Below are 13,878 nucleotides of genomic sequence, written 5' to 3'. Positions count from 1 at the left end.
ACCGGGTTTAGCCTTGCCGCCCGGCAGGGTCAACCAAGGCTGCGCCGGTTCGGGGGGCAGAAATCGCGATCGAACCCGGGATCGCGCGCCCTGCCAGTCCTGCAGCGCGGAACAGGGCCGGAGCGGTGTGGAGACGCGCGGTTGGGCAAAGCTCGAACCCGATTGCGGGAGCGACGGAGCCGAGCCTTTCGCTCAGTCTGCCTGCCAGGCCGGAGACCGTTTGTCAAAGAAGGCGGCGATGCCCTCCTCGGCCTCCGGATCGTCCCAGCGTGCGGCCAGTGCCGCGACACTATGGGCGATCACCTGCGCATCGATCCGCGGCCCGAGATCCCGAGCCAGCTGCTTTGCCGCGGCCACCGCCCCCGGTGCGCAGGAAAGATAGGGCACGACCTCGCGCTCGACCGCCGCATCGAGATCGGCCTCGGGCACGGCCCGCGCCAACAACCCGAGATCCACCGCTTCGTCAGCGCCAAAGAGCCGCGCCGACATGAACACCCGCCGCGCCCGGCCCTCGCCCATCCGCGCCAGGACATAGGGCCCGATGGTGGCCGGGATCAGCCCCAGCCGCGTCTCGGTCAGCCCCATCTTCAGGCCATCGACCCCGATCGCCACGTCGCAGACCGAGGCCATCCCGACCCCGCCGCCGAACGCATTGCCCTGCAGCCGCCCGATCAGCGGTTTCGGCAGGCTGTTGAGCGCACCGAGCATACTGGCCAGCTTGCCCGCCTCGCGTGCGCGGGTCTCGCGGTCCATTTCCATCTGAGCGCGCATCCAGCCGAGATCGCCGCCCGCGCAGAAGCTTTTGCCCGCCCCGGTCAGCACCACCACACGCACCGCTACATCACCGCCGAGCTGCGCCGCCGCCGCGGTCAATTCCTCGAGCATGAGCGCCGACATCGCGTTATGCTTCTCCGGCCGCGCCAGGGTCAGGGTCGCCACGCCCCGGGCATCCTTCTCGATCGTGATCGTCTCGTACATCTGCCTAGCCCCGCATTGCCCGCGCCATCCCGGCGGCATCTTCCAGTATTCCCTGATCGAGCCCGGTGTCATAACCCAAGGCCGTGAGATGCGCGTTAACCGCTTCGGTCGCGACATTACCCGCCGCCCCGGGCGCGTAGGGACAGCCCCCCAGCCCCCCGACGGCGGCATCGAACACCCGCAGGCCGAGGCTCAGCGATGCATCGATATTGGCGATCGCCCGGCCGTTGGTGTCATGGTAATGCCCGGCGAGCCGTCCCACCGGCACCACATCACGCACCGCCAGCAGCATCCGCGCGATCGAATCGGGTGTCCCGGCACCGATCGTGTCGCCGAGCGAGATCTCGTAGCAGCCCATGGCGAACAGCCGATCCGCCACCGCCGCCACCGCGCCGGGCGCGACTGCCCCGTCATAGGGGCATTCCACCACGCAGGAGACATAGCCGCGCACCGGCATGTCCACATGGCGCGCCTCTTCCAGGATCGGGGCGAAACGCTCGAAAGATTCAGCGATGCTGGCGTTGATGTTCTTGCGGCTGAAGCCCTCGGACGCCGAGGCGAAGATCGCGATCTCGTCGGCCCCCGCCGCCACCGCATCCTCATAGCCGCGCAGGTTCGGCGTCAGCGCCGCATAGCGGACCCCCTCGGCACGCGTGATCCCGGCGAGCACCTGGTCCGACCCGGCCATCTGCGGTACCCATTTGGGGCTTACGAAACTCGCGCACTCGATCCGTGCGAAACCGGCCGCGCTCAGCCGGTCGACGAGGACGACCTTCTCGGCTACGGGAATCTCGCGCGCCTCGTTCTGCAGACCGTCGCGCGGTCCGACCTCGAATATCTCACAGCGTCCCAATGTCATCGCCTGTCCCCTGCTTCTTTATGCCAAAAATACTCGGATCCCGCCCTCGGCGTCACTCGACCGGCCAGGGCGGATAGAATTCCCGCTCGTAGATGCCGCCGGTCTCGGGCAGCGATTTCACGAAGCTAGCACGCTCGGTGATCCGATCATACCATTCCGCGAGGCTCGGATGGTCATCGAGCCGCACGAAATGCCGCGCCATATAGACCGCCTGCCCGACCGAGATATCCGCCGCCGAGAAACCGCTGGTCAGCAGGTAGTCGCGGTTTTCCACCGGGGTGCTGAGCCGCGCTTCGATCGCGTCATAGCATTTGGCGATCCGCGCCGCCTCGAGCTTCATCACGATGGGGCTGCGCATGTGATCCTCGCGCAGCGCCACATGCTGCTGGGTCAGCGCCGCGCTGTGCTGGCTGACGGTCTCGGCGAAATGCACCCAGACCAGCCAGGCCATGCGATCCGGCGCGCCCATCGGGCGGCCGAGCCGTTCGGGGCTGTAGCGTTCGCAGAGATATTGCGTGATCGCGCCGGTCTCGAACATCCGCTCGCCGTCGATCTCGAGCGCGGGCACCCGCCCGGCGGGGGAGAGCACCAGGTAATCGGGCGCCCGCAGGCTCTTGTCGAACGCATGCATCCTGATCTGGAAGTCGAGCTCCATCTCGTGCAACAGCCAGAGCGTGCGCATCGAGCGGGTCTGCGGGCAATGGTGCAGGGTGATCATGCCGCCGCCCCGGCCCCGGTCTCGGCCTCGAGCCGCACCAGCGCCGCCCCGGCCTCGACCTGATCGCCGGGCGAGGCCAGCACTTCCGCCACCACCCCGTCGCGGGCCGCCAGGAGGGCATGTTCCATCTTCATCGCCTCGAGTACCGCCAGACGGTCGCCCTTGGCCACGCTCTGTCCGACCTGCGCATCGACGCTGCGCACCAGTCCCGGCATCGGCGCCTCGATGAGATTGCCATCGCCCTGCGCCGCGGCCGCCCGGGCCAGCGGGTCGATGACATCGAAATTCAACCCGTAACCGTCAAAGACGGTGACCCGGCTCCCGGCATGGACGACTTCCGGCGCGGGCAGTCCGGCGATCTGCCAGTGACCGGCGACGCGCCGTGCCTCGATTTCGCTCTCCCCGACATGCCAGATCTGCACCGCGTCGGAGAGCACCTGCACCTTCAGCAGATGCTCTTCGCCGCCCCAGCCCAGGATCACGTGGCGTTTCAGCGGCTGCCAGAGGTGAAACCCGGCATCCGCGTCCGGCGCCAGCAGGTCGAGCGCCGCCATCCCGGCAAGCGCGGCATGGCGCGCCGCCACCTCGGGCATCTGCGTCAGCGTCTCGATATCCCGTGCGATCAACCCGGTATCGACATCGCCCTCGGCAAAGCCGCGATGCGCCGCCAGCGCACCGAGAAAGGCGAGATTGGTGACCGTTCCGGCCACCTCGGTCCCGGCCAGCGCGGCGCGCAGCCGCGCCAGTGCCACGGCGCGGTTTGGGCCATGCACGATCACCTTGGCGATCATCGGATCATAAAACGGGCTGATCACGTCCCCGGCGCGCACGCCGCTGTCCGCCCGCGCCCCTGCCGGAAAGCGCAGATGGGTGAGCTGTCCGGTCGCGGGCAGGAAGCCCTTCGGCACGTCCTCCGCATAGAGCCGCGCCTCGAAGGCGTGACCGCGGATCGCCAGGTCCTCCTGCGCCATCGGCAGGCCCTCGCCGGATGCCACGCGCAGCTGCCATTCGACGAGATCGACCCCGGTGATCGCCTCGGTCACCGGATGCTCGACCTGCAGACGGGTGTTCATCTCCATGAAGAAAAAGCCGTCCGGGCGCAGCCCTTCCGAGCCATCGACGATGAATTCCACCGTCCCAGCGCCGCTGTAACCGATCGCCTCCGCCGCCTTCACCGCCGCCGCGCCCATGGCTTGGCGCATCTCTGCGGTCATGCCAGGTGCCGGGGCCTCCTCGATCACCTTCTGGTGGCGGCGCTGCAACGAGCAGTCACGCTCGAACAGATGCACCGCCTTGTTGCCATCGCCGAACACCTGCACCTCGATATGGCGCGGCTTGGCGACGAATTTCTCGACCAGCACATCGGCATTGCCAAAAGCGGTGCGCGCCTCGGAGCGCGCGCTTTCCAGCGCCCGCTGGAACTCGCCCTTTTCCTCGACCAGCCGCATCCCCTTGCCGCCGCCCCCGGCGACCGCCTTGATCAGCACCGGATAGCCGATCTTTTCGGCCTCCGCCGCCAGCAGGGCGTCATCCTGGTCGGCCCCGTGATAGCCCGGCACCACCGGCACCCCGGCCTCGACCATCAGCGCCTTGGCGGCATCCTTGAGCCCCATCGCGCGGATCGCCTTGGCGGAAGGGCCGATAAAGACCAGCCCAGCCGCTTCGACCGCCTCGACGAAATCGGGGTTTTCCGACAGGAAGCCATAGCCCGGGTGGATCGCCTGGCAGCCATTCTCCAGCGCCGCAGCGATGATCACATCGCCCTTCAGGTAGCTCTGCGCCGGGGCCGCGCCGCCGATATGCACGGCGCGGTCGGCCATCTGCACATGTTTGGCCCCGGCATCGGCATCGGAATAGACCGCGACGCATTCCACGCCGAGACGATGCGCCGTTTCCATGACCCGGCAGGCGATCTCGCCCCGGTTCGCAATCAATATCCTGTCAAACATCCGCAACTCCCTTGCCCGCTCCCAAAGCCGCCCGTGGCGGTGCGGGATTCATTGTTCCAATGCCACACGGTGATGCGTGGCGCTTTCTTCGGAGAAGCAGCAGAGCACCACTTTCTCGATGGATCCGCAGTCCGGCAAGGTCGCGCGCAGCGCCTTTACCGCCACCCTCGCGGCCCGGTCGCCCGGAAATCCGTAGACCCCGGTCGAGATCGCCGGAAAGGCGATGCTCGCGCAGCCGAGCCCCTCGGCCTTGCGCAGCGCGGTGGTGTAGCACGCGGCGAGCAGCCGGTCCTTCTCCTCCTTGTCCCCGCCCCAGACCGGACCGACAGCATGGATCACCCAGGACGCGGGCAGATCATGCCCCCCGGTCACCTTCACATCGCCGGTCTCGCAGCCATTGAGGCGGCGGCAATCTTCCAGCAGGCCGGGACCCGCCGCGCGATGGATCGCGCCGTCAACACCGCCGCCGCCCTTCAGCTGCTTGTTGGCCGCGTTGACGATCGCATCGACTTCCAGCTCGGTGATATCGCCCACCACGACCTCGATCTGCGCGCTCATCGGTTTCCTCCCCGGTTCAATATCCCTATCACCCGTGACCCCGTCACATCCTGAAGACGCCGAATTTCGTCTCCTCGATCGGCGCGTTGAGGCTGGCGCTGAGCGACAGGGCGAGTACGTCACGGCTCTTCCTCGGATCGACGATCCCGTCGTCCCAGAGCCGGGCGCTGGCATAGAGCGGATGGCTCTGCTCCTCGAACATATCGATCGTCGGCTGTTTGAAGGCGGTTTCCTCCTCCTCGGTCCAGCTCTCTCCGGCGCGTTCCATCGCGTCTCGCTTCACGGTGGCAAGCACCCCGGCGGCCTGTGCACCGCCCATCACCGAAATCCGGCTGTTCGGCCAGGTCCAAAGGAACCGCGGCCGGTAGGCACGGCCGGACATACCGTAATTGCCCGCCCCGAAGGAGCCGCCGACCAGCATGGTGATCTTGGGCACATTGGTGGTCGCTACCGCTGTCACCATCTTGGCGCCATGGCGCGCAATGCCCTCGTTCTCGTATTTGCGGCCCACCATGAAACCGGTGATGTTCTGCAGGAACACCAGCGGAATGTTGCGCTGGCTGCAGAGCTCGACGAAATGCGCGCCTTTCTGCGCGGATTCGGAGAACAGCACGCCGTTGTTGGCGACGATCCCGATGGGGCAGCCTTTGACATGGGCAAAGCCGGTGACCAGCGTTTCGCCGAAACGCGGCTTGAACTCGTCGAACCGGCTGCCATCGACCAGCCGCGCGATCACCTCGCGAATGTCGTAGGGGGTACGCAGATCAGCAGGCACCACGCCAAGCATCTCGGCCGGATCATAGGCGGGCTCTTCGGAGCTCTGCCATTGCACGGTGGCGGGTTTGGCGCGGTTCAGGTGCTCGACCGCACGCCGCGCGAGACTGAGGGCGTGGGCGTCATCTTCGGCCAGATAATCGGCAACCCCGCTCAGCCGGGTATGCACATCGCCGCCGCCAAGATCCTCGGCGCTGACCACTTCGCCCGTCGCCGCCTTGACCAGCGGCGGCCCCGCAAGAAAGATCGTGCCCTGTTCCTTCACGATGATCGTCACATCCGACATCGCGGGCACATAGGCCCCCCCGGCCGTGCAGGAACCCATTACCACGGCAATCTGCGCGATCCCCTTGGCCGACATCCGCGCCTGATTGTAAAAAATTGCGCCGAAATGGTCGCGGTCGGGAAACACCTCGTCTTGGTTGGGCAGATTGGCTCCGCCGGAATCGACCAGGTAGATGCAGGGCAGATGATTGGCCTCAGCGATCTCCTGCGCGCGCAGGTGTTTCTTCACCGTCATCGGGTAATAGGTGCCACCCTTCACCGTGGCGTCGTTGCACACCACCATGACCTCCTGCCCCTGCACCCTTCCGATCCCGGCGATCACCCCGGCACAGGGCGCGGCCCCGTCATAGAGCCCATGCGCCGCCGTGGCGCCGATCTCCAGAAACGGCGAGCCCGCATCGAGCAGATTGGCCACCCGCTGGCGCGGCAGCATCTTGCCGCGGCTCTCATGTCGCGCGCGGCTCTTCTCGCCGCCGCCCAGTGCCGCCGCCTGTGCCGCTTCGCGGACCTCTGCCAACGCCTTGAGATGCGCCATTTCATTGGCCTTGAACGCCTCGGAGGACGGTAGTGCCTGTGAGCTCAATTTCATGTTATTCCCCACCCATGTCGCGCAGCTCGATCGCCCGCTGCGCGGTTTTGTTCAAATGACAGAAGCCCGCCGCGATAACCCGGTGCGAGCCGTCGATCCATTGTGCATAGACCAACCCGCAATCGGCATCGCGAAAGGCGATCCAGGCGCGTTGCGCATCAAGCAATTGCCCGGCCAGATCGTGATTGCCGGTCGCGGCATCGGCATCCTGCGCCGTGAAATCCGCGCGCAGGGATTGATATTGGCTGTTCAGGATCGCATCCCAATGAGCGGTCTCGGCCATCAGGCATTCCGAGTAATCGAGCGTCGTGCCGCCGGTCGTCTCGCTGCAATGTCTGGCAGCCTGGCTGATACAGGCCGGGGCCACCTCACCGACACGCGCGCTGGTGAAACATTGCTCGATATAGCCTGTGTCGATCGGTTTTGCCGCCTGCGCCATGCCCGTCTGTGGCCATGCGAAGGCCGCCAGCGCAGCCATCGTCAGATATCTCATGTCGTCCCCTCCTGCACAGCCCGGCGCTTCAGCTCCTTGCGGATCACCTTGCCGGTGACCGTCATCGGCAGCGCCTCGAGAAATTCGATCTCACGCGGGTAGGAATAGCTGGCCAGCCGGGCCTTGACCCAATCCTGCAACTCGCTCGCTGCCACCTGCGAGCCCTCCCTGCGTACCACATAGGCCTTGACCAGCTCGGTCCTGAGCGCATCGGGCTTGCCGACAACCCCCACCGTCGCCACGTCCGGATGGGTCAGCAGGCAATCCTCGATTTCCGCCGGGCCAATGCGATAGCCCGCGGAGGTGATCACATCATCTTCCCGACCCACAAAGCGCAGATAATCACCGTCCGAGACACCGCGATCACCGGTCACCAGCCAGTCGCCGCGAAACTTTGCCGCCGTTTCCTCAGGCCGGTTCCAGTAGCGCAGCATCATCGAAGCCGAACCACGGCGCACCGCCACATCGCCTTCTGCATCCGTGGGCACGCCCTCTTCGTCGATCACGGCGACCTCATGGCCCGGGACCGCCTTGCCGATACAGCCCGGCCTGGCCGGATAATCAGCGCCACAGCTCGAAGCGACCATGTTGCATTCGGTCTGACCGTAAAATTCATTGATCTCGAGGCCAAAGGCCCGGCGCCCCCAGTTCAGCATCTCCGCCCCCAAGGGCTCACCACCGCTGGCGACCGAGCGCAGCCCCGGCAGGCTCACATCCGCCGCCCTCAGCATTCTCAGCGCGGTGGGCGGGAAGAACACGTTGCGCACGTCGCCCTCCGAAATCACCCGCGCGCAGCCCTCGGGGCTGAATTTCGCCATCCGCGCCGCCACCACCGGCACGCCCAGCGCGAGGCCCGGCATCAGCACATCGAACAACCCGCCGATCCAGGCCCAATCCGCCGGGGTCCAGAGGCAATCGCCCGCCTGTCCAAGGTGATCATGGCTGATGCTGACCCCCGGCAGATGACCGGTCAGCACCCGATGCGCATGCAGCGCGCCTTTCGGTGTGCCGGTGGTGCCGGAAGTGTAGATCAACACCGCCGGGTCCTCCGCTGCGGTATCGGCAAAATCCACCGGCGCGCTGCCTATGCCGACCTCATCCACCATCCATGCCTCGGCCAGATCGCCGAGCAGCCCGGCGCCTTCAGGATCGGTCAGCACAATCTCACAGCCCGCATCGCCGATGCGCGACTTCAGCGCATCATGTTTGAAGAGCTTGAACAGTGGCACCGAGATCGCGCCGATTTTCCAGATCGCCAGATGCGCGGCGGCGCAAGAGGGCGATTGGCTGAGCAATACGCCAACCCGGTCGCCCCGCGCGACCCGGGCCTGCAGCGCCCGCGCCAATGCATCGACCATCTCTGTCAGCTCGCCGAAACTCACATCGCGCCGCGCCGCATGGGTGAGGTCAATCAGCGCCAGCTGCCCGGGCGGATGCGCGAGACATTGCGCCGCCATGTTCAGACGCTCCGGGATGTCCCAGCACCCTTGCGCATTCAATCCCGGTATCTTCATCTCAGCTCCTGTATTCCGGATTCTCAAAACCGAAATCCGCCCCGGCATCCATCGCGTTGCGGTCATTGCCTTCATTGGGATAGCCGCCCGCCGCCTTCAGCATCTTCGCCAGATGCAGGCAGTTCCAGCTCATGATCGTGGTATTACGCCGGGTGAAGGCATTGTCGAAACCGACACGGCTGCCATCCTCCATCCGGTCGCCATAGGAGGGGCCCGGCCCGGCCTCGCCGATCCAGCCGCAGTCGGCCTGCGGCGGGATCGTGTACCCAAGATGGCTGAGCGCGAAGCCGGTGGTCATCGCGACATGCTTGATCCCGTCCTCGTTGCCGGTCACGACGGTGCCGCCGACCTTGCCATAGGAGATCGACTGGCCCTTGTCATTGAGCAGCCCGCTCATCGCGTAAAGCCGCTCGATCAGGACCCGGCAGGTGCTGCTCTCTTCACCGAGCCAGATCGGTGAGCCGATGATCAGGATATCGGCCGCCCTGACCTTCTCCCAGAGCATCGGCCAGTCGTCTCGCTCCCAACCGTGTTCGGTCATGTCCGGATAGACACCGGGCGGCACCTGATGGGCGAGCATGTGCAGATGTTCGACCGTGACCCCCTGTTTTTCCATGATCCCGGCGCTGGCATTCAACAGCAGCTTGGTATGGCTCTCCTCGGGTTGTTTCTTCAGCGACGTGTTGATGAACAGCGCCTTGAGGTCGGAGAACTCAGTCATTGCCCAGCTCCTGTTTCAGTTGACCCAATTCGCGTTCGAGAAAATAGGAGGTGATCGATCGGATCACGACGAGCATCAGCAAGAACATCAGGTCCGAAAAACGCAGACTCAGCGCCGTGTGGATCACATCCGAGACAATGAACAACTCCAGCCCTGCCAGAATATAGCGCCCCAGCTCGATGCGCTCGCGGTTGGTGCGGCGCACACGCTCGACGCCTTTGCGCCCCAGCTCCGCCACCGCGACCCCGATGATGAAACGGCTCGCACCGATCAGCAGCAGCAGGATGGCGGCAAGGTCGATGACGGCGGCGAGTATCTCGAGGATCTCGATCAGCCAGGGCAACTGCCCGTGCAGCACCCCGCCCTCGCTCTCCATGTCGATCAGACCGCCCATGAACCCTCCGCTGTTTCACCGAGATCCCGGCGCCGTTCTCACCCCATCGCCCCGAGCATTTCGCGCCCAACCAGCATTCGGCGGATCTCGGAAGTACCGGCCCCGATCTCCATCAGCTTGGCATCGCGGAAGATCCGCCCCACAGGGTTGTCACTCAGATAGCCGGCCCCGCCCATCGCCTGCACAGCCTGATGCGCCTGCACCATGGCCTGTTCGGAAGCATAGAGACAACAGGCAGCCGCATCCTGACGGGTCACGTCACCCCGATCGCAGGCCTTGGCGACCTCATAGACATAGGCGCGGGCAGAGTTCATCGCCGTGTACATGTCGGCCATCTTGCCCTGCATTAGCTGGAATGAACCGATCGGCTGGCCGAATTGCTTGCGCTCGGCCATGTAGGGCATGATCTCGTCCAGACAGGCGGCCATGATGCCAAGCCCGATTCCGGCCAGCACCACGCGCTCGTAATCGAGCCCGGACATCAGCACCCGCACGCCCTTGCCCTCTTCGCCGAGCACGTTTTCGAACGGCACTTCGACATCCTCGAAGATCAGCTCGGCTGTGTTGGAACCGCGCATCCCCAGCTTGTCGAAATGCTTCGACGTGCTGAAACCCTTCATCGATTTCTCGATCAGGAAAGCGGTGATGCCCTTGGAGCCGCCCTCGGGGTCGGTCTTGGCATAGACGACCAGCGTATCGGCGTCGGGGCCGTTGGTGATCCAGTATTTATTGCCGTTGAGCCGGTAGTGATCATTGCGCTTCTCCGCGCGCAGCTTCATCGACACGACATCGCTGCCCGCCCCCGCCTCGGACATCGCCAGCGCGCCGACATGCTCGCCCGAACACAGGCCGGGCAGGAATTTCGCCTTCTGCTCTGGCGTACCGTTGAGCTTGATCTGGTTGACGCAGAGGTTGGAATGCGCGCCATAGGACAGCGAGACCGAGGCGCTGGCCCGGGCGATCTCTTCGACCGCCACCGTATGCGCGACATAGCCCATGCCGGTGCCGCCGAATTCCTCCTCGACGGTCATGCCAAGCAGGCCCAGCCCGCCCATCTCATTCCACAGCTCAGCAGGAAATTCGTTGGCGGTGTCGATCTGCGCGGCCATCGGACGGACCCGTTCCTGCGCCCAGCGATGCACCATGTCGCGCAAGGCCGCGACGTCCTCTCCCAGATCGAATTGCATGCTTGCGCTGAACATGTCGTGGCTCCCTGTTGCGTTTCGGCCTCGTCGGGCCGCGTTATTGAACACTTGTTCATTAGTTATGCGAGCTGCCCGATTCCGTCAAGCGACATGGCCGGGCGACCGCGCGGCAGGCGCCGTTCACAAGGCCCGATCGCTGGAACCGATCCCGCTTTGCGCAGGTTCCTCTTCTGACAAAGGTACACCGATCAAAGGATTTTGCGATGACCGATAATCTCAAAAAGGAATTCTGGGAGCGGCTCGAGGATACCCGCACCGGGATGCTGGCCAGCGGCGCTGCGCGCGCCATCCCCATGACCCATTATATCGACGACGAGAACGACGCGCCGGTACTGTGGTTCATCACAGCCAAGGGCACCGATCTCGCCGAGGCGGCCGTCGGTGGCGCCAAGGCGGAATATCTGGTCTCGTCGAAAGATGAATCGCTCTATGCGCGGATCGAGGGCGAGGTGCGCCGTTCAGAGGATATGGCGCAGCTCGACCGGATCTGGAACCGGGTGGCGGGCGCGTGGTTCGACGATGGCAAGCGCGACGACGACGTGCAGCTCATCCGCATGGACCTGCGCGAGGCGGAGGTCTGGATCACCGGCGGCAGGCTGAAGTTTCTCTACGAGATCGCCAAGGCTCAATCGAGCGGCGTCAAACCCGATATCGGCGAACATCAAATAATTCGCTTCTGAAGGGGAACCATTTCCGTCACCGTGCGTTTGACCGGGCTGTCAGCGTCCTGCGCGATAGCCCGGAATGCCTCTCCCGGCCTGCGGGAAGGTTTGGGTGAGGGGTCAACAAAAGCCTCGTTGAGACCCCTCACCCAGAGTTTTCATCCTGTGTCGCCTGATACACGGCCCCCACCTCGGCGCGGATGATCCGCGCGATCAGCCCACAATCTTCCAGCGAAAAGGTCAGCGGCACCCGCATGTCGATGATCCCCGCCAGCACTGCATCGCTTCGCGGCATTGGCGGTGTATCGACATAGCGCCATGAATCGTAACGACTGGTAAAGCCGACCGGCTCCGGGGCACCGAACCATTTAAGCTCGACACCGCGTTCGGCACTGCGCCGTAGCACTTGCTGCACAGCCTCGCCGGACCAGTCCTTCAGCAGGAATTGGATCGAGGAACCGACATAACTTTCCGCTTCCGGTCGCGCGATTAGCGTCAGACCCGGCGTCCCGCGCAGTCCCGCTTCGATCTTTCGGTAGCGTTCGTTCCAGCGCTCGCGCTGCTCGGCCAGGTTGCGCAGTTGCGGACGCAGTATCGCAGCGCGCAGATTGTCCATCCGACCTGAGATATTCGGCGTTTCATAGCGGATCTGCGCAAATGTCTCGGGCGGCGGCCCGGCCAGATGCTTTTCATAAAGCATGTAGGAGCCCGACAGCATGATCGCCCGTGCGGCGACTTCGGCATCATCGGTGACCAGCAGTCCGCCCTCGCCGGAATTTACATGTTTGTAGGTCTGGCAGGAATAGCAGCCGATCCGCCCCTGTGTGCCCGAAGGCACGCCCTTCCAGGCCGCCCCCATCGTATGGGCGCAATCCTCGATCACCGCGATCCCCGCCTCATTGCAAAGCGTCATCAGCGCTTCCATGTCGCAGAGATGCCCGCGCATATGGCTTAGAAGCAGGACCTTCGCTTCACCCTGTTTCGCCGCCAGATCCTCAAGATCGATTACCAGCTGATCGCTCACCCCGACAAATACCGGCACCGCCCCGACAGCCGCGATCGCCCCCGGCACCGGCGCCAGCGTGAAAGCATTGGTCAGCACTCGGTCGCCGGGCTTCACCCCCAGCGCGCGCAGGGCTGTGGCCATGGCATAGCCGCCCGAGGCGACGGCAAGGCAGTATTTCGCCCCGACCTGCGCCGCGAATTCCTGTTCGAGCAGCACCGTTTCAGCCGTTTCTCCCGGCGCGGTGTTGTAGCGGTGCAGGCGCCCGGAACGCATCACGGCGTTGGCGGCGGCGATACCCTCGTCGGGGATCGGCTCCTGCTGGGTGAAACTGCCGGTGAAAACCTCCGCGCTCATGCCGCAGCGCCGATCAGACGGGTGACCAGAGCAGGCAGATCCTTGAAATCCTCCAACAGCGCTTCCGGCTCCAGCGCCGCCATGTCCTCGCCACTCGGTCCGAAAGTGACGAGCACACAGGGCACACCGGCGGCGGCGGCGGTCTTGCGGTCGGTGTCACTGTCGCCGATCAACACGCATTGCGCCGGATCGCCCCCGGCCCGGCGCGCGGTCTCGAACAGATGTTCCGGGTCGGGCTTGCGCACCGGCAGCGTGTCGGCACCGAGCATCGCGCCGAAAGCTTCGCGCACCCCGAGCCGGGTCAGCAGCAGCTCGGCCAGCGCCTCGGGCTTGTTGGTACAGATCGCCACCCGGTAGCCCAGCGCCTTCAATTCCGCCACCGCCTCCATCGCGCCGGGATAGAGCAGCGTATGGGTGTCGATGTCGCGCGCGTAATGTTCCAGCAGCTTGGGGTAATATTCATCCACCGCCGCAGCGTCCCGGGCCCGGCCAAGCCGCTCCATCCCCAGATTGAGCATCGCCCGCCCGCCAAGCAGCGCCGTCCCGGCATCGCGCTCTGGGTGCAGCAGGTCGCCCTCGCCCATCTGCCGAAAGCAATTATTCGCCGCCGCGATCAAATCGCCGCTGGTGTCCGCCAGCGTACCATCAAGGTCAAAGACTACCGTTTTCATGCCTGCTCCTCTGCCTTGGCGCGTTTGTGTCACCGTCGGTGAAAACACGCCGTGAATGTTGCAACGCGCAACCTTGTTTGATGGCCCACAGCCTTGCGCCTTTGTGCGAGACGCGTAAAGAGAGCGCAACACTGAGTACAAAGAGATT

The 13,878-nt window shown here is 64.9% G+C and carries 14 protein-coding genes; 1 reads left to right on the top strand and 13 read right to left on the bottom strand.

All coding sequences use genetic code 11. The features are described 5' to 3' along the window. Positions 1-192 precede the first annotated feature (192 nt). Genes ACFSUD_RS03300 through ACFSUD_RS03250 form a run of 11 tightly spaced genes read right to left on the bottom strand, consistent with a single transcriptional unit; the run spans position 193 to position 11,034 of the window. Complete coding sequence (locus ACFSUD_RS03300) at positions 193-978, bottom strand: crotonase/enoyl-CoA hydratase family protein (protein WP_386371445.1); 786 nt, start codon at positions 976-978, stop codon at positions 193-195. A 4-nt stretch (positions 979-982) separates the two neighbouring features. Next, entirely contained in the window at positions 983-1,837 is an 855-nt protein-coding gene (locus tag ACFSUD_RS03295) for a hydroxymethylglutaryl-CoA lyase (RefSeq protein WP_386371443.1), read from the bottom strand. Positions 1,838-1,889: 52 nt separating this feature from the next. Then, complete coding sequence (locus ACFSUD_RS03290; protein WP_386371441.1) at positions 1,890-2,555, bottom strand: glutathione S-transferase family protein; 666 nt, start codon at positions 2,553-2,555, stop codon at positions 1,890-1,892. Next, positions 2,552-4,504 (bottom strand): acetyl/propionyl/methylcrotonyl-CoA carboxylase subunit alpha, encoded by a 1,953-nt coding sequence (locus tag ACFSUD_RS03285; RefSeq protein ID WP_386371439.1) that lies wholly within the window; start codon positions 4,502-4,504, stop codon positions 2,552-2,554. The genes ACFSUD_RS03290 and ACFSUD_RS03285 overlap by 4 nt, the downstream gene beginning before the upstream one ends. Positions 4,505-4,552: 48 nt before the next feature. Continuing rightward, positions 4,553-5,062: an O-acetyl-ADP-ribose deacetylase gene (locus ACFSUD_RS03280; protein ID WP_386371437.1), complete on the bottom strand. Its 510-nt coding sequence runs from the start codon at positions 5,060-5,062 to the stop codon at positions 4,553-4,555. A gap of 43 nt (positions 5,063-5,105) precedes the next feature. Beyond that, complete coding sequence (locus ACFSUD_RS03275; RefSeq protein ID WP_386371435.1) at positions 5,106-6,710, bottom strand: carboxyl transferase domain-containing protein; 1,605 nt, start codon at positions 6,708-6,710, stop codon at positions 5,106-5,108. Position 6,711: 1 nt separating this feature from the next. After that, a complete protein-coding gene (locus tag ACFSUD_RS03270) occupies positions 6,712-7,203 on the bottom strand; it encodes a lysozyme inhibitor LprI family protein (protein ID WP_386371433.1) in 492 nt (163 codons plus the stop codon). Beyond that, the gene (locus ACFSUD_RS03265; protein WP_386371431.1) at positions 7,200-8,717 is read right to left on the bottom strand and encodes an AMP-binding protein; all 1,518 of its coding nucleotides are present in this window, start codon (positions 8,715-8,717) and stop codon (positions 7,200-7,202) included. The genes ACFSUD_RS03270 and ACFSUD_RS03265 overlap by 4 nt, the downstream gene beginning before the upstream one ends. A 1-nt stretch (position 8,718) precedes the next feature. After that, complete coding sequence (locus tag ACFSUD_RS03260) at positions 8,719-9,438, bottom strand: flavodoxin family protein (protein ID WP_386371429.1); 720 nt, start codon at positions 9,436-9,438, stop codon at positions 8,719-8,721. Beyond that, on the bottom strand, positions 9,431-9,832 hold the full coding sequence (locus ACFSUD_RS03255; RefSeq protein WP_386371428.1) for a DUF1622 domain-containing protein: 402 nt from the start codon (positions 9,830-9,832) through the stop codon (positions 9,431-9,433). The genes ACFSUD_RS03260 and ACFSUD_RS03255 overlap by 8 nt, the downstream gene beginning before the upstream one ends. A 38-nt stretch (positions 9,833-9,870) precedes the next feature. Then, the gene (locus tag ACFSUD_RS03250; protein ID WP_386371426.1) at positions 9,871-11,034 is read right to left on the bottom strand and encodes an isovaleryl-CoA dehydrogenase; all 1,164 of its coding nucleotides are present in this window, start codon (positions 11,032-11,034) and stop codon (positions 9,871-9,873) included. A gap of 206 nt (positions 11,035-11,240) precedes the next feature. On the opposite strand from ACFSUD_RS03250, the gene ACFSUD_RS03245 reads away from it, so the two are divergent. Beyond that, positions 11,241-11,717: a pyridoxamine 5'-phosphate oxidase family protein gene (locus tag ACFSUD_RS03245; protein ID WP_386371424.1), complete on the top strand. Its 477-nt coding sequence runs from the start codon at positions 11,241-11,243 to the stop codon at positions 11,715-11,717. Between the two features lie 127 nt (positions 11,718-11,844). On the opposite strand, the gene ACFSUD_RS03240 is transcribed toward ACFSUD_RS03245, so the two are convergent. Beyond that, positions 11,845-13,059: a DegT/DnrJ/EryC1/StrS family aminotransferase gene (locus ACFSUD_RS03240; protein ID WP_386371422.1), complete on the bottom strand. Its 1,215-nt coding sequence runs from the start codon at positions 13,057-13,059 to the stop codon at positions 11,845-11,847. Then, positions 13,056-13,730, bottom strand: a complete 675-nt coding sequence (locus tag ACFSUD_RS03235; protein WP_386371420.1) for an HAD-IIIA family hydrolase — start codon at positions 13,728-13,730, stop codon at positions 13,056-13,058. Before ACFSUD_RS03235 ends, ACFSUD_RS03240 begins: the two co-directional genes overlap by 4 nt. Between the last annotated feature and the right edge of the window lie 148 nt (positions 13,731-13,878).

Source organism: Sulfitobacter aestuarii (genome assembly GCF_042685005.1).
In the GTDB taxonomy this organism is placed as follows: domain Bacteria; phylum Pseudomonadota; class Alphaproteobacteria; order Rhodobacterales; family Rhodobacteraceae; genus Sulfitobacter; species Sulfitobacter aestuarii.
Note: the sequence above shows the minus strand (reverse complement) of the source record. Positions and strands in the feature narration are given on the sequence as shown.

What these genes read in the sequence shown, in the direction of transcription:
- ACFSUD_RS03300 (WP_386371445.1), bottom strand. Translation starts at nt 978, where the DNA reads ATGTACGAGACGATCACGATCGAGAAGGATGCCCGGGGCGTGGCGACC.
- ACFSUD_RS03295 (WP_386371443.1), bottom strand. Translation starts at nt 1,837, where the DNA reads ATGACATTGGGACGCTGTGAGATATTCGAGGTCGGACCGCGCGACGGT.
- ACFSUD_RS03290 (WP_386371441.1), bottom strand. Translation starts at nt 2,555, where the DNA reads ATGATCACCCTGCACCATTGCCCGCAGACCCGCTCGATGCGCACGCTC.
- ACFSUD_RS03285 (WP_386371439.1), bottom strand. Translation starts at nt 4,504, where the DNA reads ATGTTTGACAGGATATTGATTGCGAACCGGGGCGAGATCGCCTGCCGG.
- ACFSUD_RS03280 (WP_386371437.1), bottom strand. Translation starts at nt 5,062, where the DNA reads ATGAGCGCGCAGATCGAGGTCGTGGTGGGCGATATCACCGAGCTGGAA.
- ACFSUD_RS03275 (WP_386371435.1), bottom strand. Translation starts at nt 6,710, where the DNA reads ATGAAATTGAGCTCACAGGCACTACCGTCCTCCGAGGCGTTCAAGGCC.
- ACFSUD_RS03270 (WP_386371433.1), bottom strand. Translation starts at nt 7,203, where the DNA reads ATGAGATATCTGACGATGGCTGCGCTGGCGGCCTTCGCATGGCCACAG.
- ACFSUD_RS03265 (WP_386371431.1), bottom strand. Translation starts at nt 8,717, where the DNA reads ATGAAGATACCGGGATTGAATGCGCAAGGGTGCTGGGACATCCCGGAG.
- ACFSUD_RS03260 (WP_386371429.1), bottom strand. Translation starts at nt 9,438, where the DNA reads ATGACTGAGTTCTCCGACCTCAAGGCGCTGTTCATCAACACGTCGCTG.
- ACFSUD_RS03255 (WP_386371428.1), bottom strand. Translation starts at nt 9,832, where the DNA reads ATGGGCGGTCTGATCGACATGGAGAGCGAGGGCGGGGTGCTGCACGGG.
- ACFSUD_RS03250 (WP_386371426.1), bottom strand. Translation starts at nt 11,034, where the DNA reads ATGTTCAGCGCAAGCATGCAATTCGATCTGGGAGAGGACGTCGCGGCC.
- ACFSUD_RS03245 (WP_386371424.1), top strand. Translation starts at nt 11,241, where the DNA reads ATGACCGATAATCTCAAAAAGGAATTCTGGGAGCGGCTCGAGGATACC.
- ACFSUD_RS03240 (WP_386371422.1), bottom strand. Translation starts at nt 13,059, where the DNA reads ATGAGCGCGGAGGTTTTCACCGGCAGTTTCACCCAGCAGGAGCCGATC.
- ACFSUD_RS03235 (WP_386371420.1), bottom strand. Translation starts at nt 13,730, where the DNA reads ATGAAAACGGTAGTCTTTGACCTTGATGGTACGCTGGCGGACACCAGC.